The organism is Fulvivirga sp. (assembly GCF_040218215.1).
In the GTDB taxonomy this organism is placed as follows: domain Bacteria; phylum Bacteroidota; class Bacteroidia; order Cytophagales; family Cyclobacteriaceae; genus Fulvivirga.
In genome coordinates this window covers 90,898-116,955 of sequence record NZ_JAVJQL010000013.1, presented here as the reverse complement: position 1 = coordinate 116,955, position 26,058 = coordinate 90,898, and the positions used below count along the sequence as shown (strand labels likewise).

The 26,058-nt window shown below is 37.1% G+C and carries 19 protein-coding genes and 1 tRNA gene; 11 read left to right on the top strand and 9 right to left on the bottom strand.

Annotated features, from left to right (window positions below):
- Positions 1-20: 20 nt before the first annotated feature.
- The 3 genes from RIB54_RS07595 to RIB54_RS07585 are packed head-to-tail and all read left to right on the top strand — an operon-like array spanning position 21 to position 2,536.
- Positions 21-1,121, top strand: coding sequence for a L,D-transpeptidase family protein (locus RIB54_RS07595; protein ID WP_350100231.1), 1,101 nt, complete (start codon positions 21-23; stop codon positions 1,119-1,121).
- 14 nt (positions 1,122-1,135) lie between these two features.
- Positions 1,136-1,762, top strand: coding sequence for a L,D-transpeptidase (locus RIB54_RS07590; RefSeq protein WP_350100229.1), 627 nt, complete (start codon positions 1,136-1,138; stop codon positions 1,760-1,762).
- Positions 1,763-2,536 carry a hypothetical protein gene (locus RIB54_RS07585; protein WP_350100227.1) on the top strand — a complete coding sequence of 258 codons (774 nt, stop codon included), beginning with the start codon at positions 1,763-1,765 and terminating at the stop codon, positions 2,534-2,536.
- A gap of 1 nt (position 2,537) precedes the next feature.
- On the opposite strand, the gene RIB54_RS07580 is transcribed toward RIB54_RS07585, so the two are convergent.
- Both RIB54_RS07580 and RIB54_RS07575 read right to left on the bottom strand, forming a co-directional pair.
- Positions 2,538-2,909: a hypothetical protein gene (locus RIB54_RS07580; RefSeq protein ID WP_350100225.1), complete on the bottom strand. Its 372-nt coding sequence runs from the start codon at positions 2,907-2,909 to the stop codon at positions 2,538-2,540.
- A gap of 117 nt (positions 2,910-3,026) precedes the next feature.
- Positions 3,027-3,962 (bottom strand): TerC family protein, encoded by a 936-nt coding sequence (locus RIB54_RS07575; protein ID WP_350100223.1) that lies wholly within the window; start codon positions 3,960-3,962, stop codon positions 3,027-3,029.
- A gap of 26 nt (positions 3,963-3,988) precedes the next feature.
- On the opposite strand from RIB54_RS07575, the gene RIB54_RS07570 reads away from it, so the two are divergent.
- On the top strand, positions 3,989-5,725 hold the full coding sequence (locus tag RIB54_RS07570; RefSeq protein WP_350100221.1) for an SLC5/6 family protein: 1,737 nt from the start codon (positions 3,989-3,991) through the stop codon (positions 5,723-5,725).
- A 1,417-nt stretch (positions 5,726-7,142) separates the two neighbouring features.
- Here RIB54_RS07570 and RIB54_RS07565 read toward each other — a convergent pair.
- A tRNA-Lys gene (locus RIB54_RS07565) sits at positions 7,143-7,215 on the bottom strand.
- Positions 7,216-7,406: 191 nt separating this feature from the next.
- On the opposite strand from RIB54_RS07565, the gene RIB54_RS07560 reads away from it, so the two are divergent.
- Positions 7,407-8,120: an SH3 domain-containing protein gene (locus RIB54_RS07560; RefSeq protein WP_350100218.1), complete on the top strand. Its 714-nt coding sequence runs from the start codon at positions 7,407-7,409 to the stop codon at positions 8,118-8,120.
- A gap of 2 nt (positions 8,121-8,122) precedes the next feature.
- On the opposite strand, the gene RIB54_RS07555 is transcribed toward RIB54_RS07560, so the two are convergent.
- Positions 8,123-10,822 (bottom strand): T9SS type B sorting domain-containing protein, encoded by a 2,700-nt coding sequence (locus tag RIB54_RS07555; RefSeq protein WP_350100216.1) that lies wholly within the window; start codon positions 10,820-10,822, stop codon positions 8,123-8,125.
- Positions 10,823-10,887: 65 nt separating this feature from the next.
- Here RIB54_RS07555 and rlmD point away from each other — a divergent pair, with 65 nt between their 5' ends.
- Positions 10,888-12,303: a 23S rRNA (uracil(1939)-C(5))-methyltransferase RlmD gene (gene rlmD, locus RIB54_RS07550; protein WP_350100214.1), complete on the top strand. Its 1,416-nt coding sequence runs from the start codon at positions 10,888-10,890 to the stop codon at positions 12,301-12,303.
- A gap of 52 nt (positions 12,304-12,355) precedes the next feature.
- Here the strand turns inward: rlmD and RIB54_RS07545 are convergent, their stop codons facing one another.
- Both RIB54_RS07545 and RIB54_RS07540 read right to left on the bottom strand, forming a co-directional pair.
- Complete coding sequence (locus tag RIB54_RS07545; protein WP_350100212.1) at positions 12,356-14,206, bottom strand: M56 family metallopeptidase; 1,851 nt, start codon at positions 14,204-14,206, stop codon at positions 12,356-12,358.
- The gene (locus RIB54_RS07540; RefSeq protein WP_350100210.1) at positions 14,199-14,579 is read right to left on the bottom strand and encodes a BlaI/MecI/CopY family transcriptional regulator; all 381 of its coding nucleotides are present in this window, start codon (positions 14,577-14,579) and stop codon (positions 14,199-14,201) included. Before RIB54_RS07540 ends, RIB54_RS07545 begins: the two co-directional genes overlap by 8 nt.
- A gap of 216 nt (positions 14,580-14,795) precedes the next feature.
- Here RIB54_RS07540 and RIB54_RS07535 point away from each other — a divergent pair, with 216 nt between their 5' ends.
- Positions 14,796-15,854 (top strand): potassium channel family protein, encoded by a 1,059-nt coding sequence (locus tag RIB54_RS07535; protein ID WP_350100208.1) that lies wholly within the window; start codon positions 14,796-14,798, stop codon positions 15,852-15,854.
- A 69-nt stretch (positions 15,855-15,923) separates the two neighbouring features.
- On the opposite strand, the gene clpB is transcribed toward RIB54_RS07535, so the two are convergent.
- Complete coding sequence (gene clpB / locus RIB54_RS07530; RefSeq protein ID WP_350100206.1) at positions 15,924-18,533, bottom strand: ATP-dependent chaperone ClpB; 2,610 nt, start codon at positions 18,531-18,533, stop codon at positions 15,924-15,926.
- 645 nt (positions 18,534-19,178) lie between these two features.
- On the opposite strand from clpB, the gene RIB54_RS07525 reads away from it, so the two are divergent.
- Positions 19,179-19,616 (top strand): acyl-CoA thioesterase, encoded by a 438-nt coding sequence (locus RIB54_RS07525; protein WP_350100204.1) that lies wholly within the window; start codon positions 19,179-19,181, stop codon positions 19,614-19,616.
- 36 nt (positions 19,617-19,652) lie between these two features.
- Here the strand turns inward: RIB54_RS07525 and RIB54_RS07520 are convergent, their stop codons facing one another.
- Complete coding sequence (locus RIB54_RS07520; RefSeq protein ID WP_350100202.1) at positions 19,653-22,706, bottom strand: CHAT domain-containing protein; 3,054 nt, start codon at positions 22,704-22,706, stop codon at positions 19,653-19,655.
- Between the two features lie 305 nt (positions 22,707-23,011).
- Positions 23,012-23,503, bottom strand: a complete 492-nt coding sequence (locus tag RIB54_RS07515) for a hypothetical protein (protein ID WP_350100200.1) — start codon at positions 23,501-23,503, stop codon at positions 23,012-23,014.
- An 80-nt stretch (positions 23,504-23,583) separates the two neighbouring features.
- Between RIB54_RS07515 and RIB54_RS07510 the strand changes: the two genes are divergently transcribed.
- From RIB54_RS07510 to rlmN, 3 genes are all read left to right on the top strand, one after another.
- Entirely contained in the window at positions 23,584-24,183 is a 600-nt protein-coding gene (locus RIB54_RS07510) for an RNA polymerase sigma factor (protein WP_350100198.1), read from the top strand.
- Positions 24,183-24,905 carry a hypothetical protein gene (locus RIB54_RS07505; protein WP_350100196.1) on the top strand — a complete coding sequence of 241 codons (723 nt, stop codon included), beginning with the start codon at positions 24,183-24,185 and terminating at the stop codon, positions 24,903-24,905. Before RIB54_RS07510 ends, RIB54_RS07505 begins: the two co-directional genes overlap by 1 nt.
- A 90-nt stretch (positions 24,906-24,995) precedes the next feature.
- Positions 24,996-26,048, top strand: coding sequence for a dual-specificity RNA methyltransferase RlmN (gene rlmN / locus RIB54_RS07500; protein ID WP_350100194.1), 1,053 nt, complete (start codon positions 24,996-24,998; stop codon positions 26,046-26,048).
- Positions 26,049-26,058 lie beyond the last annotated feature (10 nt).

Here is a 26,058-nt window from a genome sequence, read left to right as displayed (position 1 = left end):
CTTTTAATTTTTATAATATCATGCGCAGTTACCTTGTAATTTTTTCACTCTTTGTAATAACCCTTGGGTTATCGGTTCATTTTATAGAGTGGTCTTCACCACCGCTGCAATTACTCGAAGAATCGAGAAAATGCATGCTCAATGCTAAAAGGGCAGGCGCGCTTACATTATCTCCCGGGATGTACAATCAAGCGCAAGTGAGTTATGATTCTGCCATATTGGTTTGGAACAGTGAAAATACGAAAATGAAGCTCTTTAGAAATTACGAGCTGATGGAAGGTCATTTAAACAACGCCATCCTTACTGCCAACTTATCTAAAACTGCAGCCCTGGAAAAGGAACGTCAATATTGGGCTAAAAATCAAACAAGGTATGAAGCCGTGAGGGATTTATATGAGTATTTCAAAATGACTTATTCAACCTTTCCTTTAAAGGAGGCCGAACGAAAAAAACTTGCTGAGGCCCGTCTGGTTTTGGATGAAATTCAGTTGACCCTGAAAAACAAATCCTCCAGGGAGGTTGATCGCAAACTTGGTGAATGTGAGGCTTTCATTAATGATTTGATTAATAGTTTCACCGCCATTATGGAGAACTATTTCAAAGATTTTGAATTATGGGAATCACTACAAGTTAATGCATTGAAACTTGCTTCTAAAAACAACGAGAATGTGCTGATAATAGATAAGTTAAACAGGGAATGCAAGATATACTACCGCAGCCAGTGTATAGCTATATTTCCTGTTGAATTGGGGTATAACTGGATTGGTGACAAGGTACAATCAGGTGATAAAACCACTCCTGAGGGCATCTATAAAGTGATTAAGAAAAAGTCCAGTCCCGACACAAAATTCTATAAGGCACTGCTTTTAAATTATCCTAATGAAGATGACAGGAAACGCCATAAACTCAATATTTCAAATGGGTCCATTCCTAAAAATTCGGCCATTGGTGGTGACATTGAAATACACGGCTTTGGCGGCAAAGGCATTGATTGGACAGATGGATGCATTGCACTTTCAAATGAAGACATGGACAGTTTATACTCCATAATATCAACAAATACCGCGGTAGTCATAGTAGGTTCAACAAAACCTTTAGAAGATGTGCTTCATGTGCGATGAGAACGTTTTATAAAATGCCTATAAGGTACATATTCTTAATTATTGCCCTGCCTATTTCTTTCTATTTAGTAAATGTAGCAGGCATTTCAACTCTGGGTTTGAGTGAGTATATTCCTAATGGTACCAAATCTGATTCATTGACAAAAACCGTCACTGCTGAGTTGACTTTAATTGACGGAAGGATGAAAAATCTGGTTCCAAAGTCGGCTTATCTGGCAATTAACAGCACAGCAAATGAATTTTATTTGTTTGAGGGTGGCACGGTCACAAGACATGAGAAATGCTCAACCGGAAGCTATGTTTTACTCAAAAATGGTGACCTGCAGCAATGGATGTTTAAAACACCGAAAGGTGAATTTAAAATCTTAAATAAAAAGAGGAAGCCCGTATGGAAGAAACCAGATTGGGCCTTCATCGAGGAAGGGCTGCCTGTTCCATCTATTAACCATTCTTCAAGATTTGAATATGGCGTACTAGGAGATTATTCCCTTAGCCTTGGCGATGGATACCTCATACATGGCACCATATATCAGCGGTTTATTGGTTTGCCCGTAACGCATGGCTGCATCAGGTTAAATGACGAAAACCTGGAGCTGGTTTACAAAAAATTGGCCGTTGGCTCTAAAGTATATTTATTTTAAATGATACCCTTTCTCACTCAAATTAACCTTAAAAGTGAATTTCTTAAAAACACTTTGAAGGTATTACTTATCAGTGCCTTTGTGATTACAGCAATTCAACTTTTCGTAGCTCCCCATAAAATCAATAGTAAGTGGAAAGTCGATAACGACAACTTTAGATATAACAGGGAACAGAATCTGTTAATAAAACAACTGGCTTACTTTAGGGCCATAGAAACAGCCTCAAAGTATGATTCCATTTACCTTATTATTTCAATACCAGATAGTTTAGTTTCTATTGGTATTAATGGAGTGAAGTTTTATGGCACAAAAATTCAATCCTACCAAATGGATAAGTTCTTGACTGGTATTAATTCAACTACTGTTTTAAATCAGTTTCAAAAACCGTTAAAATCCAAGGAAACTTTTTCATCAATAGTTAAGGAACCTATAAAGGTTAAGATAGCTCCAAAAAATGCTGAAGAAGCGGCAAGAATGATGACCTTGCCAGATTCTGTGATCTTTGAACATGCAGAACTTACCTACCTTACAGAAAACGGCATTGTATTAACACTAAAAGCCAGAGAAGATAAAAGCTGGTTCGTAAACAAATGGAGCAATTCAATTTCTCAATTATCCGATATTTTAGTCAAAGCGCTTAATATAACTTTAGCTACGGGCCAATTTAAAATATATGATTATCAACCCGAAATCCAGTTAACCCTGGATAATATCGCACTGACCTCAATATATAGGGCATTGCCAAAAGAGCCCATAATTGTGATCAGTTATTAGCTTATGCCGCTTTTTGAGTATTGTTTTTAATTAAGTTGTTTAGATAATCTACCCACTTTTTAGCCAATAACAGGTGAAACCGGGAATTTAAGGGCTCATCAAATAATGAATTGAATATTTCCAGATTGATCACATCACTTGAATAAGTGTTTATTTGGATAGTTACAACATCATGGTTGGCTACTACTTTTGCGCTCTTCACATCCAACAGGTTAACATGCTTTTCTGTTGGCACATCGTTAAGAATGGAAATATAAACCAGCGCTCTTTTTGAACTATCAAAACCTAATCCTTTCTGGTTCCATATTTCAAATTCGGACAATCTCATGTCATGCCTCTTGGCCAATAATTTAAGTGCCTTTTCTATTTTCATTTTTTTTCTGTTCGACAAAAAATATAGGTAAAACAAGGGGGCGAAAATCGAAGTTGTTAATACGATACCAATTATTATCTCACCAGTTTTCATAGTTTTATTATTCTAATTATTGTTTTAAAGTTTTTGCATGTCGGTATTGTTCGCCAATCTTGGTTTCATAATTAAAGACAGTAATATGGAGCCAAAGAGAACTAAAAGAACTACTCCAAGCGAATGAAGGGTGTTAATGGTATAGATATCTTCAAAAAATATTTTAACCCCAATAAATGCCAGTATCAGGCCCAAGCCATACTTAAGCATGTGGAAAAGTGTCATAATACCTGCCAGTGAAAAGTAAAGCGCCCTTAATCCCAGTATGGCAAAAATGTTGGAAGTATAAACAATAAAGGGGTCAACAGTTATGCCAAGGATAGCTGGTACTGAATCCAGAGCAAAAATTATATCCGTGGTTTCAACCACTATCAGCACAATGAACAAAGGAGTGGCATATAATTTCCAATTTCTGGTAACAAAGAACTTATTGCCATGGTAGTTTTTAAACACGGGTATTATCCTTCTTATAAGTTTCCCAATCAAATTGTTTTTAGGGTCAACTTTAGATTCCTTGCCAAGCAGCAACTTAATGCCTGCAAAAACCAAAAAGAGCCCCATAATATATAGGAGGAAGTCAAAGTTTTCAATCAGCTTAACGCCAAAATATATGAAAATTGCACGCATAATAACTGACCCGATAATACCCCAAAAAAGCACCCTGTGCTGTAATTTTGAAGGTATAAGGTAGTAAGCGAAGATGATTTGGAATACAAATAAATTGTCTACACTTAAAGATTTTTCAATGAGGTAGGCCGTCAAAAACTCACCCGCACTTTTACTGCCAAGGGTATAGTAAACAACAACATTAAATGCCAATGAAATAAGAATCCATACGCCTGTTTCTATTAGTGAGTGTTTAAGGGTAATCACTTTATCCTTTCGGTGGATAATAAACAAATCAAGTGTAAGAAGAATAATAATCAGGACGCAGAAGAAGATCCACAGATAGGTGTACATAGTAATATTTTATACTTGTTGAGACGATGGATCAATTGAAAGTAACTGTCAGAACTGGAAATTATTTAGCCGTTACTTTTATCTCTTTTATCGTCTCACATGGTATGAATTTGACAAAAGAAACCTGGGGTTCCAGGTTAGGTCTGATACTCGCCATGGCTGGAAATTCTGTTGGCCTCGGAAACTTTCTAAGATTCCCGGTACAGGCCATTAACAATGGTGGCGGTACTTTCATTATCCCCTACTTGGTTTGCTTCTTACTCATGGGCATACCTCTACTCTGGATTGAATGGTCCATGGGCAGATTTGGGGGAAGGCACGGACATCATTCCACACCTTTTATCCTCAACTCGATGAGCCCAAGACCCCTTTGGAAATATATTGGTGTTTTTGGAATATTTACCAACATAGCCGTGGCCGCTTATTATTGTTATATAGAATCATGGACACTATCTTATGCCCTGCACAGTATTAAAGGTACATTTTCATCACTTTCTCAATCGTCTATTGCTGCTTACTTTGACAGTTATACCAACTTATCGACATCTTTTTTTGGTATCCCAAGTGAGGCAGTTTTTTTCTTTATTGTATGCGTGGGTATAAACACTTACATTCTTAGTAAGGGGCTGGCCGGTATTGAAAAAGTGGCCAAAATAGGAATGCCACTGCTTGTTATATTTGGTATATTTTTAGCCTACAAAGGCCTTACTGTTGGCACTAGTGCTGTTTCTGAACAATTTCCTCTTGCCAGTGCCTGGGATGGTCTCAATTATCTATGGACACCACAATATGATTCCCTGTTAAGGCCCGGCATTTGGCTGGCAGCAGCGGGTCAAATTTTCTTTACCTTATCAGTAGGCATGGGTACAATCCATTGCTATGCAGCCTACATTGATAGTAAAGATGATATTGCACTTAATGCGTCCACAGCTGGTTTTACCAATGAATTTGTCGAAATAGTTTTAGGCAGTTTAATAGTTATTCCAATAGCTGCCGGCTACTTTGGTATTGAATGGATTAAAGAAAACATGAGTTTTGGTATGGCATTTCAAACTATGCCTTTCTTGTTTAATCAATGGGGTGAAATACTGGCATCATTGGCAGGTGTTTTATGGTTTGGATTGTTATTTTTTGCCGGAATTACTTCTTCCCTGGCCATGGGCACACCATGGATGGGATTTATGAGTGATGAATTTGGTTGGAACAAAATAAAAGGGGCCATTTCATTCGGAGCCCTTGTGTTGGCTTTAGGTTTACCTTGTGTCTTGTTTTATAAATACGGTTATTTTGAGCAGTACGATTATTGGGCAGGTACGGTGTCATTAGTGATTTTTGCATTAGCCGAAACCATTCTTTTTGCGTGGATATTCGGGCTGGACAAAGGTTGGCAGGAAATTACAACTGGCGCTGATATTAAAGTTCCAGTGATTTTTAAGTATATAATTAAGTATGTAACTCCTATACTTCTTATCGGTGTGTTTATTGGTGCCCTCATCACTCCTGTCAAAAATAACTGGATTGATGCTTTCAAAAGCCTATCCAATGATGGAGTCTGGCCGCTGGACGGACAGTCGTTACTCCTGCAGATCAGCAATACGGAAATGTACACCGCACTTCATAATGCAGTTGATCCCTTGGTAATTGAATCAATCAGAAATGAAATATTTTATACCAATATAGCCCGATGGGTTCTTTTAATATTATTTGTAGGAATAACCACGTTGGTGTACATAGCTCATAAACGAAGAACCCAAGAAAAATGAATTTGGAACCCTTAATTTTCATGATCACCGTTCAATTGGTTGTAACCGGCATCATGCTTTATTGTTTTAAAAAGGTCTTAAAGAAGCGTTAGTTCAACAGCCTAGTAATTCTTATTTGGTTTAAGTTTTGAACTTAGACCTTTTGCTTTACTAAACTAACCACAAGTTACACTACGTTAAACTTGCGGTAGATTGGGGATGAAAGTATTAAAGGGTTAAAAGAGAATAAGTTTGAGAATGTATTCTAGCCAATCCATTAGACAATTTAATAAAATTTACTGCGCTTTCTCAAGAGTGTTTTCTCCATCTAACTTCAAATCAAAATGTGGTGATAAAAATGATGTAGAATTTGATGCTTAATTTATTGATGGTATTTCTACAAGATTTAGTTGATACATAATTATAGATATAGAAATTGTGTCCAAAATGTGGCACATAAATTTGCAAGGTAAATTAATAATAATTTTATTTGGTATAGTTGTGGTAAGGCACAACAATTCTTAGTTGCTGAAGATCGGTCTACAATAATTGATAAAGATCATCAATAAATGCAATAGCCCCAACGCATGGTATGACCAATTGCTGAGGCTATTGACCTCTAAATGAAGAGGCTTTTTGTCCTAACTGCCATTAGGACTCAAGAAGATAGTTGGATGTCGTATCAGATTGCAATCTTATGAGAATTGTCTGATGTCCATTACGCTTGGATATTCTATTGTTTCAAACGACCTGCTAACTAACTTGGAAAATCTTTAAGGGGGCTAAGCCCCCTTTTCTATTTCTTTTAATAGTCCTACTAAAATATAAAAGTGAAGTATTACGTCAAAATCATAGTAGCTAAATAATTCAATTTAACTACAGTCTTCTTAAAGCCCTGTAAAACAGTTAGTTATGTATGTATTTTTAATTATGACTTAGCCCTAAATTGGCTAAAAACGCATATAAAAAAAATCCAAAAACTTTTCCACATCTGCAAGCAATATCAACATTATAATGTTAGCTAGTTTTCCACACTAAAATTCAAATCAAGCAATAAGAATAATTATATTAAGATATATTTTAATTAAAAAACTATAATCTTGTGAAATATGTCAAAAATAGCACACTAAGAGGGTTTACAGAATCCAAGCAAACCAAGCAAAATGACCAAGCAAAGCAAAAATACTCAAAGAAAAAGTCATTAATTTTTTGAATACTTATTATTGACTTATGTAATTGTTTGCTAGAAGGCCAACATAAATGCATTGAAATTGAAAGATTTACCCTCCGCTGGTGCGAGCTTTTAGCTCGTATCCTGCCATATTACTTAACAGGATTTGCAGGACGTAAAGTCCGAGCTACAAGCTCGAACTAACGAGAGAGAGAGTATAAATGATAATAACAAAAAAGGCTTCCAAAATTGGAAGCCTTTTTGATGTGATCCAGCTGGGGCTCGAACCCAGGACCCTAACATTAAAAGTGTTATGCTCTACCAGCTGAGCTACTGAATCCTAAGATATTTTCCATTAAAAAAGCTCCCTTTCAGAGCCTCGTTTTCCAATGGAGTTGCAAATGTAATACCTCCCCTTTTAATTCCAAAACTTCTGTGAGAAATTTACTTAAAAAGTTCAGATTATTTGCCGCCTGCATAATCCCTTGTCTTAATGAAGCAAAATACAAAGCCTCAACTTATATTTGCGACATGAGAAAGGTAGTCTATATTATTTTATTAATACTTACTGCACAGGCGGCCAAAGCACAAACCACTTTAACATTGGCAGACTCTCTGTTCGAAAAAAAGAAATATACCGAGTCATTTGAACTGTACAAAGGCATTCTTGAATTGGAAAAGAAATCAAGCCCATCAATGCTTTTGAAAATGGCCTATATAAAGGAAGGGCTTGGTGGTTATAGTGATGCACTTTATTATCTCAATCTTTATTATCTACAGACAGCAGACAAAAAAGTGCTCTCCAAAATGGAAGAGCTTTCCAAAAAACGAAACATGAAAGGTTATGAATTCAGCGATTTTGAATTCATCCAAACTATATTTTATAAGTACTACTTTATCATCTGTGGGCTGGTATTCGCACTTTCCCTTTTATTTCTGGCCTTCACTTACCATATGAAGATCAATCTAAAAAGAAGCCCTGTTCTGCCCGCTTCTTTTATGTCCATTTCGCTGGCCATACTTTTTTATATCCTCAATTTTGGTCACGATTATGATAAGGCCATCATTAATCAATCAAGCACTTACATGATGAGTGGGCCTGGGGCTGGTGCCGAAGTGATTAGCATTATCGATAAGGGCAACAGGCTACAAACCAAGGGTGAGTATGATGTATGGACAAAGGTTGAGTTTGACAACAAGACTGGTTACATCAAAACTGATAAGCTTAAAAAAATAGCTTTCTGAAATTAATACATTACGGTCACTGAGCCCTGATATTTCTGATTGGTGTATCGGATTTGGTAATAGTATACACCGGCAGAGGCGTTTTCACCAAACCATTTGAATTCGCGATCATCACTCTGGAAAATTTGTCGCCCCCACCTGTTGAAAATCACAACTTCTTCAAATTGCCCGGCACAATTGTCAATAGGAAGTATATTTCTTAGCTCATTGGTATTTTCATCTCTCTTAAACATTCCAAAAAAGGCATTATACTCATCGCCATTTGGAGTAAAGAAGTTAGGTGGCAACAATTGTTCACCTCCGCTCTCCAGATCCTGAACATGGATTTTCAATGTTCTTAAAGTTGATCGTGACTCAAAGCAATTCTGATCCTGAACCAGAAATGTTAGTTCCAAATCCCGGTTTAAACCAGGTCCTGTTAGATCGACACATGCTGGTGTCCAGCTAAATAACGACTGAACTGCTCCTGCTCCTTCGGCAGCTTCAAAAACAAATGGGTCATCTTCATTGCGCTCCAACAGATCAAGAATAATAACATCACCCTCCAGATCAAGCGCGCGGATATTGACCTCAATGGCTTCTCCAACAATAACACTGATGCTGTCATTGATGATTTCAACATCATTAAGACTAGTCATAAATACCTCTGGTGCCGAATTTATTGGTGAGGAAAGCAATATGTCGATATCCAGTGTATCGGTATTGGTTAACTGGCAATCATCCAAATCTTCAACAAAAAATGACACCCTTAACGAATCGAGCTCCCCATCATATTGACAGGGGATGCTCCAAAATAAATTGCTTGTAATCCCGGGATTTCCAGCACCTGCCTTATTTTCAAAGGTCATTCCAACATCTTCAAAATTGAAGTTTCTGGGTATCCCAAATAAGGATATTAAGTCATTATCATTATCCTGGGCTTTGATGTTCAAGTCAACTACCTCTCCATATTTATATTTGAGTAGTTGATAACTTGCACCGGGTTTAGAAACCTCAAAAACCTTAGGTTTCGTTTGGTCAGGAAAATCAATATTTAGGGTCATTATTATTTCCTTTGGGTCTTCATAAGTGCACTGGTCAACATCATCAACCCTTAATAATATATCAAAAGCCTTTCTTACACCTGAACTCACTGGCACATCCCTGCCCTGAGAGAAATTAAGATCTTCAGTGTTGCAATCATACTTCCAGTTAAATGTTGTGGAGACATCATTACTACCATAGAGGGGCTCAGTAAATGTCATACCCACATCGGCTAAATTAAAGCCTAGAGGGGTGATGTCTAACAAAACCTCATCTTCCAAATCAAAACCATTGATATCAAAAGTTAAATTACCGTTTGCAACGGAAGTCACATTTTTAGTGATATTATTAATCTTTTGACTGTTGACTGTTTCTGCAAAAAAGGCCCTGGTATTTGGCGGTGGTTGTATATTTAAAGTAACTATTACTGTGTCCAGCGCAGGCTGCGGACAAGCGTCATCTAAAGCAATAATGCCTATTTTGTAAGGTTTGCCAATAACATAAGGGCATTGCGGAAAGCATACTTCAAATCTAGCAGTATCTATTACTGATTGCAAAGGAGCATTTAGGGTTTCAGTTATTTCAATACCCTCTAGCTGCGCATTAAAGTTAATTGGAATAGCCCTGATGGTAACATCTTCAGAAAAATCTCCACTGACAGGAACATCATTAACCAAAATCTCCACACAGCGCTCATCGGCTACATAAGGAAAGTAAAGTTCATTCCCTTCAACATAAAATCCCGACTTGCCTTTTTCTCGGGCCCGCACTACCGGAGACTCGTTAGCACAATTACTCACTACCAGCATCTGAAAGTCCCTGCGCATTTCGCCTATCTTCTCTCCATTTCTGAACTCTTCACATTTAACTGCAAAGACAAAGAGTCCTTCAAACTTGGGCGTTACTGTTAGAAGTCCAGCTTCAGATATTTTCAAATCAGGAGAGCCATTGACAATGTTTTCAAGCCCAAACCCTTGCTTCCATATTACCTCAGGGTAAGGCCCTGAATTCGGAGTTACAGGATAAGCCAATTGGGTATCAATTGTGCTGTAGGGTGTAACCATTGTATAAACCAATGAATCTCCATCATCATCAATTCCCCCAAAATCAGCAAAGTAGAATTTATCCACACAACCATAATCCCTTAAAGGGGGGAACAAACGAGGTGTTGAATTTATAAATTGCTCACCATCTTTTACAACCGGAGGGAATTCCAAATAAAAAGTTTGGCCAGCACTAATACCTGAACCCGGTATAGCACTTTCTATGTTGTTTATAGTATAATTTCTACAGCAACGCTCATAGGCAACATAGTAGCCGTCAGGGTGATCAAATTGAGAAGGTGGTAAGGTAATTATGTTGGAATAGTATAACCTGGAGGTAATCAACTGGCCATCGCTGCATTCTATATTGCTGTAGGGCACCAATTGATCAATGGTTTTATTCAGGGTGTAGGAACCCATTAGCGTATTATCATGCTTCCGATATATGTATACAATAATGGATTCTTCCCTTGCGCCAGCAGCACCATTCTTCTCATCGAAGTACATGATCATGTTGAGGCTGAATTCATAGTCTTGCAAATACAATAATTCAAATTCCCCACCTACGATATGCGAGGCAAAACTTGTAAGTTTGCAAGCCAGAAGAACAATTAGAGTAAGTAGAATTTTGCGCATACGCTAGCTTTCTAATAATAACAACTTCTAAAGATAAGCCTGATTGATTGCGTATTTTATAAAACATGAAGATAAAAAATAAAATCTTAAATAATATAGAAATTGAAGGGATTGCTGCTGAAGGAAATTGCATAGCCCGCCATGAAGGTCAAATCATCTTTGTTCCCAGGGTAGCTCCCGGTGATATTTGTGATATAAGAATCACCAAAAGAAAGAAAAGTTACCTTCAGGCTGTTCCGTTAAAGATTCATAGTTATTCTAAGCTAAGAAGTGAGCCTTTTTGTGAGCATTTTGGAACATGTGGTGGCTGCAAGTGGCAGCATATCAACTATCAAGTGCAATTGGACAATAAGCAACAGCAGGTAATTGACAATTTGCAGCGTATTGGAAAGATAGCTTTTGATAAGATAAACCCAATAATTGGTTCTGAACAAACCAACTACTACCGTAATAAACTAGAGTTCACCTTCTCTGATAGTCGATGGCTTACCAGAGAAGAAATTGATAGCGGAGAAGACATCAACAGAAGTGCTTTGGGCTTCCATATGCCAGGCAGGTTTGATAAAATTTTGGATATTGACCACTGCCATCTTCAACAAGACCCTTCTAATGGTATAAGAATAAGGGTGAAGGATTTTTGCATACAAAAGGAAATTCCATTTTTTAACCTCGTTCATCAAACAGGTTTTTTGAGAAACCTTATAATCAGAACTGCTTCAACAGGTCAGGTGATGGTAGTGCTGCAAATCACTCAGGATAATGAAGAGTGGACCAATTCCATTCTTGATATGCTTGCAGCAGAATTTCCTCAGATTACTTCATTGAATTATGTGATTAACAATAAGGGCAATGATACCTATCATGACCTTGAAATAGTGAATGTAAAAGGGCTGCCCTATATTGAAGAGCAGATGAATAAACCTGATGACAGTGGAAAGCTGACCTTTAGAGTGGGTCCTAAGTCATTTTATCAGACCAATGCCAGCCAGGCTGAGGTGCTGTATCATGAAGCGTGGAAGATGGCTGGTTTGACGGGCAATGAAATAGTTTATGACCTTTATACCGGAACAGGAACTATAGCCAATTATGTAGCCGGCAACGCGAAAAAAGTGATAGGTGTGGAATATGTAGATGCGGCCATTGAAGATGCAAAGGTTAACTCCGAGATTAACGGGGTAACAAATACTACCTTTTATGCTGGTGATATGAAGGATATAATGACGCCATTATTTATCAAGAAAAATGGAGCCCCTGATGTAATAATCACTGATCCACCAAGAGCTGGTATGCATCCCGAAGTTTGTGATGTACTTCTTGACAGCAATGCAAGAAAGATAGTTTATATCAGCTGCAACCCGGCAACACAAGCACGTGATTTAGCCATCTTGGACGTAAAATATAAAGTAAAAGAAGTGCAGCCAGTAGACATGTTTCCGCATACGCATCATGTGGAGAATATTGCTTTGCTGGAACTGAGATAAACAATAAAGGCAGCACATCAGTGCTGCCTTTATTGTTAGTTCTTATTGATTCTTAATCATGAGAATACCTTAACCCCTTGATATCGTTGTCAAAATACTTTTCGTAAATCTCAGCGTACTTCTTAGAGTCTTTATCGCTGATTTTAACTCTATTCACCTTAAACTGTCCATCACGACTTACTTCAAGAGTTTTAATATCTTCTGAAGATTTGATATAGCCGTCTTTCACCAATTCATTTTTAAGTTCTTCATCAAACTTCTTCATCTTTTGTTCAAAGACATCCATCTCTCTTTCCAGCTTCACCATTTCTTCTCTCAATGACTTCATGTTTTCTCTTTCTAGCTGCATCTGCTCTTTAGCCAAAACCATAGCTCGTTCTGCATCCTCTCTGCTGTGCTCTTCAGCAAACCTCATTTGTTCTCTTTGAGCCATGGCCATTTCCCTTTGTCTCATGGCAATCTCACGGGCTTCTTCAAACCTTTCGGTTTCTACCGAGCTCATAGTTTCCTGCAACTCTTGCATCATCACTTGCATTTCTTCTTTATGATCTTCATAGAAGTCTGCAAACTGCTCAGAAAACTTTTCTGCAAATGCTTCAGACCATTCATCTAAAACCATTGGCGGCATAGGTGGAAAATCAGGTATTACAGGTGCAGGGTGTACCGGGGCCGTTGGGGGCACGCGCCTTTCATACCTCCAGGCATCTTTATCCTTTTCAGTAGTGTCAACTTCTACTAAAACTGTTTCTGGTACCACTTCCTCATTTATGTCAGCATCTGGGGCAGGTTCATATACTGCAACCAGATCAGGTTCGACATCAACTTGAGGGTCAACCTTTAAATCCACATCTACATAAGGGTCTTCAAAAGATTCAACCTCTAAGGGTTCGTTCATTTCCTGCTGTGATTTCGCGTTTATTGAATACCAACCAAAGCTCATTAATGAGGCTGCAAATAATACCAGCATGACCATTCTGGTATCGAGTAAGTTTTGAGTTTTCATACCTGTTAATCGTTTAATTCTGTGAAATATGTTGTTATTGTTTGAGAAATATAATGCAAGCTGAGGTTGTCTGCGGATCTCCTCCACCCTGAGTAGCGTAGAAGCCAGACTATAAGAATCACCAGAAACTGAAAGTGCCAGATCATCACAGGCATTTTCCCTTTCTGTTCTTATCAAATTGGATATTAACCACACAAATGGATTGAAGAAGAACACTACTTCTACCAAATGCTGGAGTACGTTTACTATAAAATCATACCTTTTTACGTGTGCTAACTCATGCGCCAGAATGATTTCAAGCTGATCGTCTGATAAGCCTGTGAGTAGTGAAGTAGGTATTATAATTATTGGTTTTATTGTTCCAAATACCATGGGCACATCTACCCTATTTGAAACTTTTAATATGACATTTGCTGTCATTTTTAAGCGTGACTTCAACTGCTCCAACTTATTTAACCATAATTCATTAGAGCATCTAATAGCGTTTTTCTTAATTCTGGTAAGTAAATACCAGCCACCCAAAAGTCTGACAACCATTACTAAAACGCCAATACACCAGGCTGTTAAAATGATGTTGATATTTTGCGCCAGCCAAGTGGTAAACGAAAAGTTATAAGTAGTAGCGAAGTCGTTATCAAACAAAATTTGTATGTTTTTGATACCTGTTTGTTGTGCAATTACCGGATCAAAAATCCAGAAGAATGTAACTACTGTACCTATAAAATAAACCGATAATGCAGCTACTGAAAATACATATCTGATTTTACTATTGCTTACTCTGAAAATAGTAAGTACAAGAAACAACGAGCAATAAATCAATAAGCCCTGCCATAATGAATGCACGAGCGTATGACCAATAGTAGGTACAATTGAATCAATATTTTGAAGCAGATCAATCATTTTTATCGTTTTTAAGCTGATCAATATATGCTCTTATTTCATCCAACTCTTTATCGCTTGATTTGCTATTGCCAAGAGCCTGCATCACCAAGTTCATGGCTGAACCTTTAAATACTTTATCAACCACCTTATCCAACATTTTTTGTTGAGTAGCAGATTCAGAAACAATCGACTTATAAATATGGGTTTTGCCGTTAAGTTCCCGGGAAACCAAACCCTTATCATGCATAATCTGCAATAGCTTTAATGTGGTGGTATAACCTATCTCCTTTTCTGACTGAAGTTGGTCGTTTATCTCCCTTACAGTTTGTGGGCCTTTGGCCCAAAGTACCTGCAAAATATCTAACTCTTTTTCTGTTGGTTGTGGAATCATACTATCTACGAATAATTTCGTAATACAATTATAAAACAGGTTTTCTTCTTATCCAAGTTTATTACGAAATTTTTCGTAATTGGTTTTATACAGATATAGGCCGCATCAGGGCAAAGTAAGGCTCAATAAATAATCATCTGTCCTTTCAACTAAAAACAGCCCCAAACTCATTAATAAGATTTCAATTTTACTATCTTAGAATTTGATAGTCGATAAATGAAGAAACCCAATTACGTACGCTTTTTCATTGTAGTAGCTGCGTTCATAGTGTGTTATGTAGCACTATTAGCGATGCTGATAAAAATTGAAGCGCATAATCCCGAAGCAAACATAAAAAACTTTGGAGATGCCCTTTGGTTTTCAATAGTTACTCTTACCACGGTGGGATATGGTGACCTACACCCTGTCACTCACGAAGGTAAAATGTTTGCTTCTATCTTCCTTTTGGCTAGTCTTGGTTTCTATGGCGTTATCATAGGCCAGATTAGCAACATAATGAGTACTATAAAAGAACATAACAAACTGGGTATGAACGGAACGAATTTTACGAATCATGTGGTCATGATCGGATGGTCAGATTTTGGTAAGGCTGTTGTTGACCAACTTATAGCAGCGGGCAGAAGTATTGCCATTGTTACAAAGGAAAAAGACAATATCGATATCATTCAGGAATTCTACCCAAAGAAAAATGTATTCACCCTGTTCTCAGACTACAACAATTTTGAATACCTCAATAAAATGAACATCATGGACAGCTCCATTGTGTTTGTTAACCTTCATGATGATACCGAAAAGCTTGTTTATGTCCTTAATCTGAAAAAGCACTTCGACAATCTGAATTTTGTAGTTACCCTTGACAATGCCAACCTGAAAAGCACTTTCCAAAGCGCAGGGGTTACTTATGCGGTATCAAAACATGAGATAGCATCACGGCTGTTAGCCAGTTATATTTTCGAGCCAGATGTGGCCATTTACTCTGAGGAGATCATCGCTTACCCACAAACCGATGAGCATTATGATATTAAGCAGTATAAAGTAATAGAAAATAACCCATTCATAGACCAGTTTTATGACAAGGTGTTCTATGACATGAAAAAAGAGTTTAATGTTATTTTAATTGGTATTGTTAAGGTCAATGGTGCTGAAAGGAAGTTGATGAAAAACCCTGAGGAGACTGTCAAAATTGCCGAAGGCGACTACCTGATTATGATTACCAATAAAAACTCGGTAATAAAATTAAAACGATTCTTTAACGTAGAAGAAGGTCATTTATAAAAGTAAAAAGCCCTGACAGATGCTCCAATGAGTTAAAACATCGATCAAGGCTTTTACAACCAATCAGAACTAGATTTCCACTTTATCGAGATTTAAAAACTCGATTTGGCCATCAGTTGATACATCAACGCCAACTAAACTGTCTTTATTGATTCTACCTGCTAATATTTCTTTAGAAAGTTCATTAAGCAGTTCTTTTTGTAGCACTCGCTTCAATGGCCTTGCTCCAAATTGCGGGTCAAAACCGAGCTTGGCTAGCTGATCTAGTGCTTTATCAGAGATTTCAATCTTCACACCGTTCTCTGCCAGAGTATCTTTAATATGCTTGAACTGAATATCAACTATCTTTCTGATATCTGCTCTCGACAATGGCCTGAACATGATAGTCTCATCAATCCTGTTCAAAAACTCTGGTCGCACTGATTTCCTCAGCACTTCAAAAACTTCCAGCTTTGTTTTCTCAATCACTTCCTCAACATTCTCATCAGTGATATTCTCAAAATTCTCCTGAATGATATGAGAACCCATATTGGTAGTCATGATGATGATGGTGTTTTTGAAGTTGGCCACTCTGCCTTTGTTATCAGTCAATCTGCCTTCATCTAATACCTGTAACAATATATTGAAAACGTCAGGGTGGGCCTTCTCAATCTCATCGAGCAGTATCACAGAGTAAGGTTTTCTTCTCACGGCTTCAGTAAGCTGACCGCCTTCATCATAACCCACATATCCGGGAGGCGCTCCTACCAACCTACTTACAGAATGTCTCTCCTGATACTCTGACATATCAATCCGCACCATCGCATTGTCATCATTAAAGAGATACTCTGCCAAGGCCTTTGAAAGCTCGGTTTTACCTACACCGGTTGTTCCCAGAAATATGAAAGAGCCTATTGGCCTTTTAGGATCCTGTAATCCTGCCCTGCTTCTCCTCACCGCATCAGAAAGTGCTCTTATCGCTTCTTCCTGGCCTGCCACACGCTTACCCAACTCGTCCTCAAGTACCAATAGTTTTTCTCTTTCACTCTGTAGCATTTTGGATAACGGTATACCCGTCCATCTGGCTACCACTTCTGCTATATCCTCACTATCAACTTCCTCCTTCAACATAGCATTATTGCCTTGCTGCTCTTTTACCTTCTCCTGATATTCTGCCAAATGTTTTTCTGCTTCAACAAGTTTACCATATCTGATTTCAGCTACTTTACCGAAGTCTCCTGACTTCTCAGCCTGCTCAGCTTCAAATTTCAGCTTGTCAATTTTCTCCTTTTCATCCCTGATGCCCTGAACAACGGCCTTTTCATTTTCCCATTTGGCTTTTAGGTTATTTCTTGACTCAGTCAACTCTGCAATAGTTTTGGTAAGGACACGCTCCTTATCTTTGTCCTTCTCCCTTCTGATGGCCTCACGCTCAATTTCAAACTGCATGATCCTACGGTTCAATTCATCCAGTTCTTCTGGCATCGAATCCATTTCCAATCTCAACTTAGCCGCAGCCTCATCCATTAAGTCAATAGCCTTATCGGGCAAAAACCGGTCAGAAATATATCTGGATGAGAGCTCTACAGCCGCTATTACCGCGTCATCTTTTATTCTCACACCATGATGAAGTTCATATTTCTCTTTAATACCTCGTAAAATTGAGATGGCATCTACCTGATTAGGCTCATCTACAGTTACTGCCTGGAACCTTCTTTCCAAGGCCTTATCCTTTTCTACATATTTTTGATATTCCTTCAACGTAGTGGCACCAATAGCATGGAGCTCACCTCTAGCCAAAGCAGGTTTCAACAAGTTGGCAGCATCCATAGCTCCTTCGCCTCCACCTGCTCCTATAAGTGTATGAATTTCATCTATGAACAAAATGATCTGTCCATCTGAATCTGTCACTTCTTTGATGACAGCCTTCAAACGCTCTTCAAATTCGCCTTTGTATTTGGCACCAGCCACCAAAAGTCCCATATCCAATGAGATAAGGATTTTATCCTTAAGGTTTTCAGGTACATCACCATCTACAATTCGCTGGGCCATACCCTCAACGATGGCTGTTTTACCAACGCCAGGTTCACCTAAGAGAATTGGGTTGTTCTTTGTCCTTCTGGATAAGATTTGAAGTAGTCTTCTTATCTCATCGTCACGACCAATGACAGGGTCAATCTTGCCTTTTTTGGCTTGTTCGTTAAGGTTAATCGAATATCTTTCTAACGATTTATACTTAGATTCTGCATTCTGATCGGTAACCCTGCTGTTGCCACGAAGCTCTTTAATGGCAGTGAGCAGCCCTTTATATTCGAAGCCTACGTCCTTTAAAAGAGAAGCTACCTTATCTTTACCTTGTAGCAAACCAATGATAATGTGCTCTACAGCTATATATTCATCATTAAAAGTCTTTAACTCCTTTTCTGCCTTCTGCAAAGCAGCTCCAGCATCATTTGACAGATAGGGTTGCTGTCCACTTACCTTTGGGTAAGAGTCTATAATTTCATCAAGTTTATTGTTCAAATGCTGGGCATTGACATTAAGCTTTTTCACCAAGAATGATACAAGATTTTCATCTGCAGAAAGAATGGCTTTGAGAAGGTGCCCCGGTTCAATGGCCTGCTGACCAAAACCAGTAGCAACTTCAGCTCCTTTCTGAAGTACCTCTTGTGATTTTACTGTGTATTTATCAAAATTCATTTTATTAATTCCTCCATCCTCCATTGGTCAAATAGTACTCCAATGAAGATATCAAGTCAATATGGCCTACATTTCTGGTCGCTTTGTAATATTTTGTGCCATTATGGCAATATTTTGCGATTTAGGATCAAATAATATAGCAACTTGTCGCTTTTCAGGAATAAGATCACTAGGTCAAACTATACTTCACATAAAACTAAAAGCTCAATAAGTCCTAGTTGCTCTTCATTTTGCCTTGATGCAAAACGAAGCAAAAAATCAAGATTGTTGCAAGGTTTTCCGAGATACTTAATAACTATTAATCACATGAACACCACCAAGGACTCGAGCAAAAGACACATTCCATAGAACAGTACTTAGCACACTGCGCAACAATCAGTGTTAGTATTTTGATGTTGTGAGTGCTTAAAAAAACTCGTGTATCAGCCTTCTGTACAATGTGCTACTCCACTAACTATGAAAGTAGAAAGTTCTCAAGTCCTTAGTGCGTATCGATTGAACAGAAAGATTTCCTCGCTCGGAAAATCTTACAGAAGGCAAGATTTTTGGTGACTTTTCATCGAATGGAAAGTCACAAAATCATATTTTGAGTATTACAGAACTTTTATGATACACACTGACTATCTTCGACTAAACACAAAATCTATGGCCCGAATAAAACTTGATCTCCCTGAGAAATTCATCTTTTTCGCCAACTATACAGTCCGCATTTCTGATGTGAACTATGGCGGACATGTAGGCAATGATGCCATATTAACCATCATGCAGGAAGGCCGCCTTGCACTACTTAAAGCCATGGGCATAAAAGATGAGTTGTCCATTGATGATGGAGTTGGAATCATAGTAACTGATGCTATAGTGGTTTATAAATCGGAAGGATTTCATGGAGATGAGTTGGAGATAAAAATAGCCGTTGATGATTTCAGTAAGTTTGGGTTTGACATGCATTATCAATTGATAAACACAAAGAACAATAAAGAAGTAGCCAGAGGCAAAACAGGGATAGTATGCATGAACTATGCAGAAAAAAAGATCTCTCCTATTCCTCCAAAATTTGAAGAAGTGTTAAAGGAGGGGTTTTAGACTTAAAAGTTGTAAACCTTGAGTACTCTGGTAATATCAGATCTTGTTTCGATGTGTTATAAATAGAGTAAGACTAAAAAATAATAGGCATAAAATAAGAATACAATTTTTATTATATTTTCTGAATAGGGGCTCGTCATTCCCAATAACTACAAATGCCCCCCAATAAAATGGGTGTTGCTTTTCTGGAGAGGCCGATTCAAGAAATTCTAGTTTTGCATGCCGAAGCGCTTCACTTTTACCCTTTCCTTCAGAAAGATTTTGATAAAAATCAATCATAAGGTCTTTTGAAGAGTTATCATCAATACTCCAATAGGTCATAACAACGCTAAGCACTCCTGCATACGAAAATGCTCTTGCTAAATTCATAACACCCTCACCTTTAGTCAAAAAGCCAGTTCCCGTATTACATGCACTTAATACTGCTAAGTCTGCTTCAAGTTTCATATTGTACAGCTCAAAAGCGTGTAAATATCCATCTTCAGTATCACTTGAATCACTTTCAAAAACAAGCTTAGAATTCATTGGCTCTTTGTCATCGATTAATGCATGCATAGCAAAATGCATAATTCTTGGCTTATTTATGCTTTGTTTAAAATTCTTCTCAGTCGCATTTTGATCTAAATATGATGTGCCGTCAAATAGACTGGCTATCTCTGAGGCTTCCTTTTGATTCCACACTAACGGGCCAATAGAGGCTCCTCGAAACTTGAGTGAGTTATTATTTGATAACAGCGCATATCCTGGCGCATAGCTTACAAGTGGTCTGTCATATGCTATTTTCTTTCTTTCTTGCCGAAAGAGCAATGAAATACTGTTAGCATACCGAACTGAATAATTGTGAATTAAATACGGAAGATCTCCAAAATAATTAGCCTTCGAATTTCTAGAATTAAGTAATTCAAAAGGGATATATTCCAGTATATCATCAGGCACTATTATTAGTTGAGCTCTATGTACACCCTCCAGACAATCCTCAAGCAAAACATCATACAATTCCTTTGCAGCTTCGTTGTAGCGAGATGGAGTTACTGATTGTTGAAGGTTATTCATTTCAATAAACGAAGCTACCTTTGATTTAAAATCAACATCCAAATCAACTTTTTTAATACCGAAACCTTCATTAGTAACTGTAAACTTGAATAAGCTTGAGTCGGTCTTATAAAACTCTACTAACATTTCATTTGAATCCAGCCTTTTGCCTAGTTCTATAGTCAAAGTGTCAAAGGAATAGTTGTACTTAAGATCGTAATATTTGGGATATGAGGTTTCTATATCTTTAATAAACTTCTCTAAATTCCTTTTAGCAGTAAATAAAGAGTCAAATAAATGTTTATCATCATTTTTATCTTTTATTCTGGTTTGATAAAAAGAAATCTTCTTCCTTAAATCAGTTTCACTTCTCAATATTTCAGACGGAACACCACCATTTTCCAACCCATTACTTTCAGCCCACCTACTTAACAAAACATTTGACTTACCTTTTTCCGAAGCTCCTAGTGCATTTAACGCATACTTATCATCTCCGGTAGTTTTGTAAAGAATGTAATTGGCCTCTACCATCATATCATAGGCGTCTCTGGAATCTTCAGCCAAGCTAGCTATGTCTCTCTTTGAAAAAAGAGATTTTCTATAGGTCTCCATGAATTTATCATATTGCCCTAAGATATTAAGAATAGTATATACATCAGGTGTCTCCCTATACTCCTGCACTAGTTTGACTCTAGAAAAAATCAATCTGCACTTTTTGATCAAAAGCTTCATGAAAAGTCTTTGATCTAATACATCTTCTACATCAACATGTCCGATGTCATTCGCATCATGGTGAGATAATGTAACTATGGCTTCATTAATACAGGTTATTGCTTTATTGATGTATTGCTGCTTTTCATAGATATCTGATATAGCAGAATATATCTCAGCTATAACTGGATGTTTGATTCCAAATTGTCCTTTTGCAATTGATAGGGCTTTGCCCAGATATTCTAACGCTTCATCATATAGGTTATCATTAGCTAAATAGGACGAGTAATTAAGGTATGTAACAACAAAAAAATAATTCGGCTGATCGTAATTTTTATTTAATATATCTAGGGTTAGATGAGAATAATATATGGCCGAATCATTTTGTCCTAATTCAGGAAAAACTCGAGCCATGTTTAGGTAAGAATATAATAATATAGAATGATTCTTAGGATATACAGATTGCCTTATAGACAAGGCCTTGTGATGTACTTCTAATGATTTAGAATACTGTCCCATGTCAAAATAAACATTACCAATATTGTTCAGGGTAGAAGCCACACTTCCGTGTAAGTAACCATATGTCTTAATTTTGTCATTTTTAGCTTTTTCAAAGTATTCCAATGACTTGTCAAATTGTCCTAAATATTGATATGAATTGCCAAGATTGTTGTACGATTTTGCCAGTTCTAAATGGTCAGGGGTATATACTTGCTTTTTTAATGTTAATGACTCCTGATGATATTTTAGAGCATCTTCAAAATAACCTAAACCGTCAAGAGCGTTTGCAATATTGTTAAGCGTGTTAGCGACATCCTTTGAAACCCTTCCAGAAGTTGCTTCAAATAATACTAATGCTTTATTATAATCATTGATAGCATTTTGATACTCTGAAAGATCAAAATAAGTAACTCCTCTAGCTTTGTATGCATTGGCAAGAAGTCTTTTGTTATTCTCCTTTTCCTTTAGAATATTAATACTCTTGTTTACAAAATAAAGTGAAGAATCGTTATCTCCATTAAATATGGCCATTGCATTACCAAGGTTGATGTAAACGCGAGCCTGGAGCGTATCATTAGGCATTTTTTTTTCTAAGGTCTTAGAAAGTTGAATTGCTTCTTTACCCTTCCCAACCTTACAATACAACTCCGCTAATTGAAGCTCAGAGAGTAGATAAATCAATGAATTTGGCTTCTCATTTTTAAGCACCCTCAAATAATAATATTCAGCGCTATCATAATTACCAGATTGATAATAAGATGTACCTTTATTCAAGGTAGTCTCAGAAGTTTGACCGTACCCCAGACACGGTATTAAAATGAGCAGTAATGCGAAAGCTTTATTCATAGTTTGTTGAACGAACATAATTAAACTAAACTATGAAAATACATTTCGTTTCTATCAGTTAAGTATTGGGATTTTGTTTTAAACTTAATGATGACTATAGAAGCGCAACTTATTCTATCTGCTGCTAGTAGAAACAGAATATAATATTAGAAACACTGGGGGTATTTTGGACACTAAAAACTATGAGGACTTTAGTGTGAGTTGATAATATAGAATTTGATATGTAAACTGTTCATATTCTCACTTCTAAATGCAAATCTTAAATAAAAGGCCATAAACTGGCCTTTTATTTAATTCAATTTCAACTAGCAACCTCCAACACTGTACCCATAAGTAAATCTCAACTGACAAATTCTACTATTAAAGCCATTTAAAATTCCCTGGTAATACTGCTTTTCTGGATTACTTGTTGATTGGATTCTGTTCAATAAATTTGCTCTATAGCCAGACACAAAATTACTGAACGCACTATACATTTGGGCATTGGTAATATAGCATGATCCCGTTGTAATTATCATACTACTTCTGTCAATGGTTCCATCATCTTCAATAGTGATACCTGACCCAATACAACTGCCTTGGACAAAAGTCTGATCAACAAGCCAGTTCGCATCACTCACACCAAATGAATAGCCTTGGCTATAATAGGCATCTGTAGGTAATCGCCTACCTGAATTAGCCTGTTTAGTGGATTTATTAGTTTCTGTTTGTGAAGGTTGATCAAAATCATCAAGAGTATCCTCACAAGACATTGCTCCAATTAGTAGAAACAACAATAAATAATTTTTAATTGACATAATTATTAAATTTTAGGTTAAACATATACCCCCATATAATATTTTGATCAAAAGGTAAACATCCCAAACTGATAAAATTTATGTTTACGTTTTATGTAGTTTATTATATATCAGTGAATCAAGACGAACTCAACCATTTAAGAGCTGAAATGCTTGGAGGCAACAACTCAGGGCTTTCAAAAATATTTGAAAGCTGTGCCGAGTACTGTATTAGGGGTCTCATGAAAAAAACTAACATAACAAAGGAAGATGCTGAAGATATATTGATTGAGTCGGTAATGAATTTCCGTGAAAAGCTTATTGACAAAAGGTTAAGTTATATCACTAATATAAAAGCCTACATATTTAAGACCTGTTATAATATGTATTTGGCAAGAATAGAAACAGAAAAAAGATGGAGAAGAAAAATGTCGGATATTGAAAGGTTTTACTATGACACTGATATGTCTGATAAAGGAGATTTCGATCATGAGAGAATGAATGCTACTAAACATGCCTGGTCTCAATTATCTGAAAAATGTAGAGATATCATTTCTTACTTTTATATTGACAAACTGAGTATGACCGAAATAGCAGAGCTTCTAAACTTAGGAAATGCTGATGTGGCCAAAACATCAAAATCCAGGTGTTACAAAAAATTTGTGATTGAAGCCAAGTCATATTTAAATATTCAAAAGTAATGGCACTAACAATAGAGGAAATTGAACTTATTTATACTGCGTTGAGAGATCAACTGACAGAATCTCAACAGAAAGATTTTAATTCTAAAATTAATGATTCAGAAGAGTTCAAAATTGAATACGAGACCCAAAGGAACATTATGAACTATTTAAAAGCTCAGCAAAAAATCGAATTAAAAAATGAATTAAAGAAGCTTTATAGCAGTTCAAAAAAAACAAAAAGTACTACCTCTTTCACGTCATACCTCATGGCTTACAAATATGGAATAGCAGCAACTATCGCTCTCATCGTGTGTGTATCCCTATTCATTTTTAACTCTGGAAAGGATAATTTCGATAGTCTATACTTAGAATATTACGAGCCCTATGCAGGTGTTCCATTACTACGAGGTTCAGATCAAGACTCATTGCAAATAGCCCTTTCAAAATATTACAACCACAATTTTGAAGAAGCTCTATTAATTTTCAAGGAAATAGAAACACCCAATAGAGATTTGCTTATTGGAAACTGTTACTTAAACCTTTCTAAACTGACTGAAGCAAAAAAAGCCTTTGAAAACGCTATTGAAAGTAAAAAAGGAAATACTAATGCAGCTAAGTGGTACCTAGCTTTAACTTATATGAAGGAAGAAAATGTCCAACAATCCCTTTTACTATTAAGTGAATTGCAAAACAGTGAGTATGGAGAACTGGCGAAAAAGTTACTAGAAGATATTAAATAGCAATTATTTTTAAAATAAGTTGAGATTTTAGTGTACCAAAATTTCAAGAAAAACTAAAGCTGGGTTTATAAGTCCCTATCTTTGCAAAATATGGCAGAGGCAACCCAAAAAGACATAAGACAACTATCAGCAGATCAGATTGGTGAATATTTCGAATCTATCGGTGAGAAGAAATTTCGCGCCAAGCAGGTAGATGAGTGGCTATGGAAGAAATCCGCTAAGGACTTTGACCAGATGACCAACCTTTCGCTTTCGACCAGAGAGCAATTGAAAAAGGACTTTGTCATCAATCACATTGCGGTTGATCAAATGCAGCGCAGCAATGACGGCACCATTAAAAATGCGGTTAAGCTATTTGATGGCATGACGGTAGAATCGGTTTTGATACCGACTGACAAACGAATAACAGCTTGTATTTCTTCACAAGTCGGTTGTAGCCTTGACTGCCATTTTTGTGCAACTGCAAGGCTAAAAAGAATGCGAAACCTTAATCCTGATGAGATCTACGATCAGGTGGTGGCCATAAAAGAGCAGGGAGATCAGTTCTTTGGCAGGCCTTTGACCAACATCGTGTTTATGGGTATGGGGGAACCATTGTTGAATTACAACAATGTAATTGCTGCCATAGATAAAATCACTGGAGACAAAGGGCTAGGCATGTCAGCCAAGAGAATCACTTTGTCTACCGTTGGCATTCCTAAGATGATCAAAAAAATGGCTGATGATGGTGTTAAGTTTAATCTGGCCATATCATTGCACTCAGCCATTGATGAAAAGAGGTCTCAGTTTATGCCGATCAATCAGTCGAGTCCATTGGATGATTTGGCTGATGCACTAAAGCATTGGTATAATATTACCAAGCGCAAGGTGACTTATGAATATGTGGTTTGGAAAGGCCTGAATGATAAGAAGCAAGATGTCGAGGCACTGGTCAAATTCTGCAAAATTATACCAGCCAAAGTCAACCTGATAGAGTACAACCCTATTGATGACGGTGAGTTTCAGCAAGCTGCTCCTGAAGCTATAGGACTATATGTGAAGATGCTGGAAGACAATGATATTTCCGTGACGGTTAGAAGAAGCCGTGGCAAAGACATTGATGCGGCTTGCGGACAGTTGGCGAATAAGTCTGAAGCCGTTTAACAAATTCCTA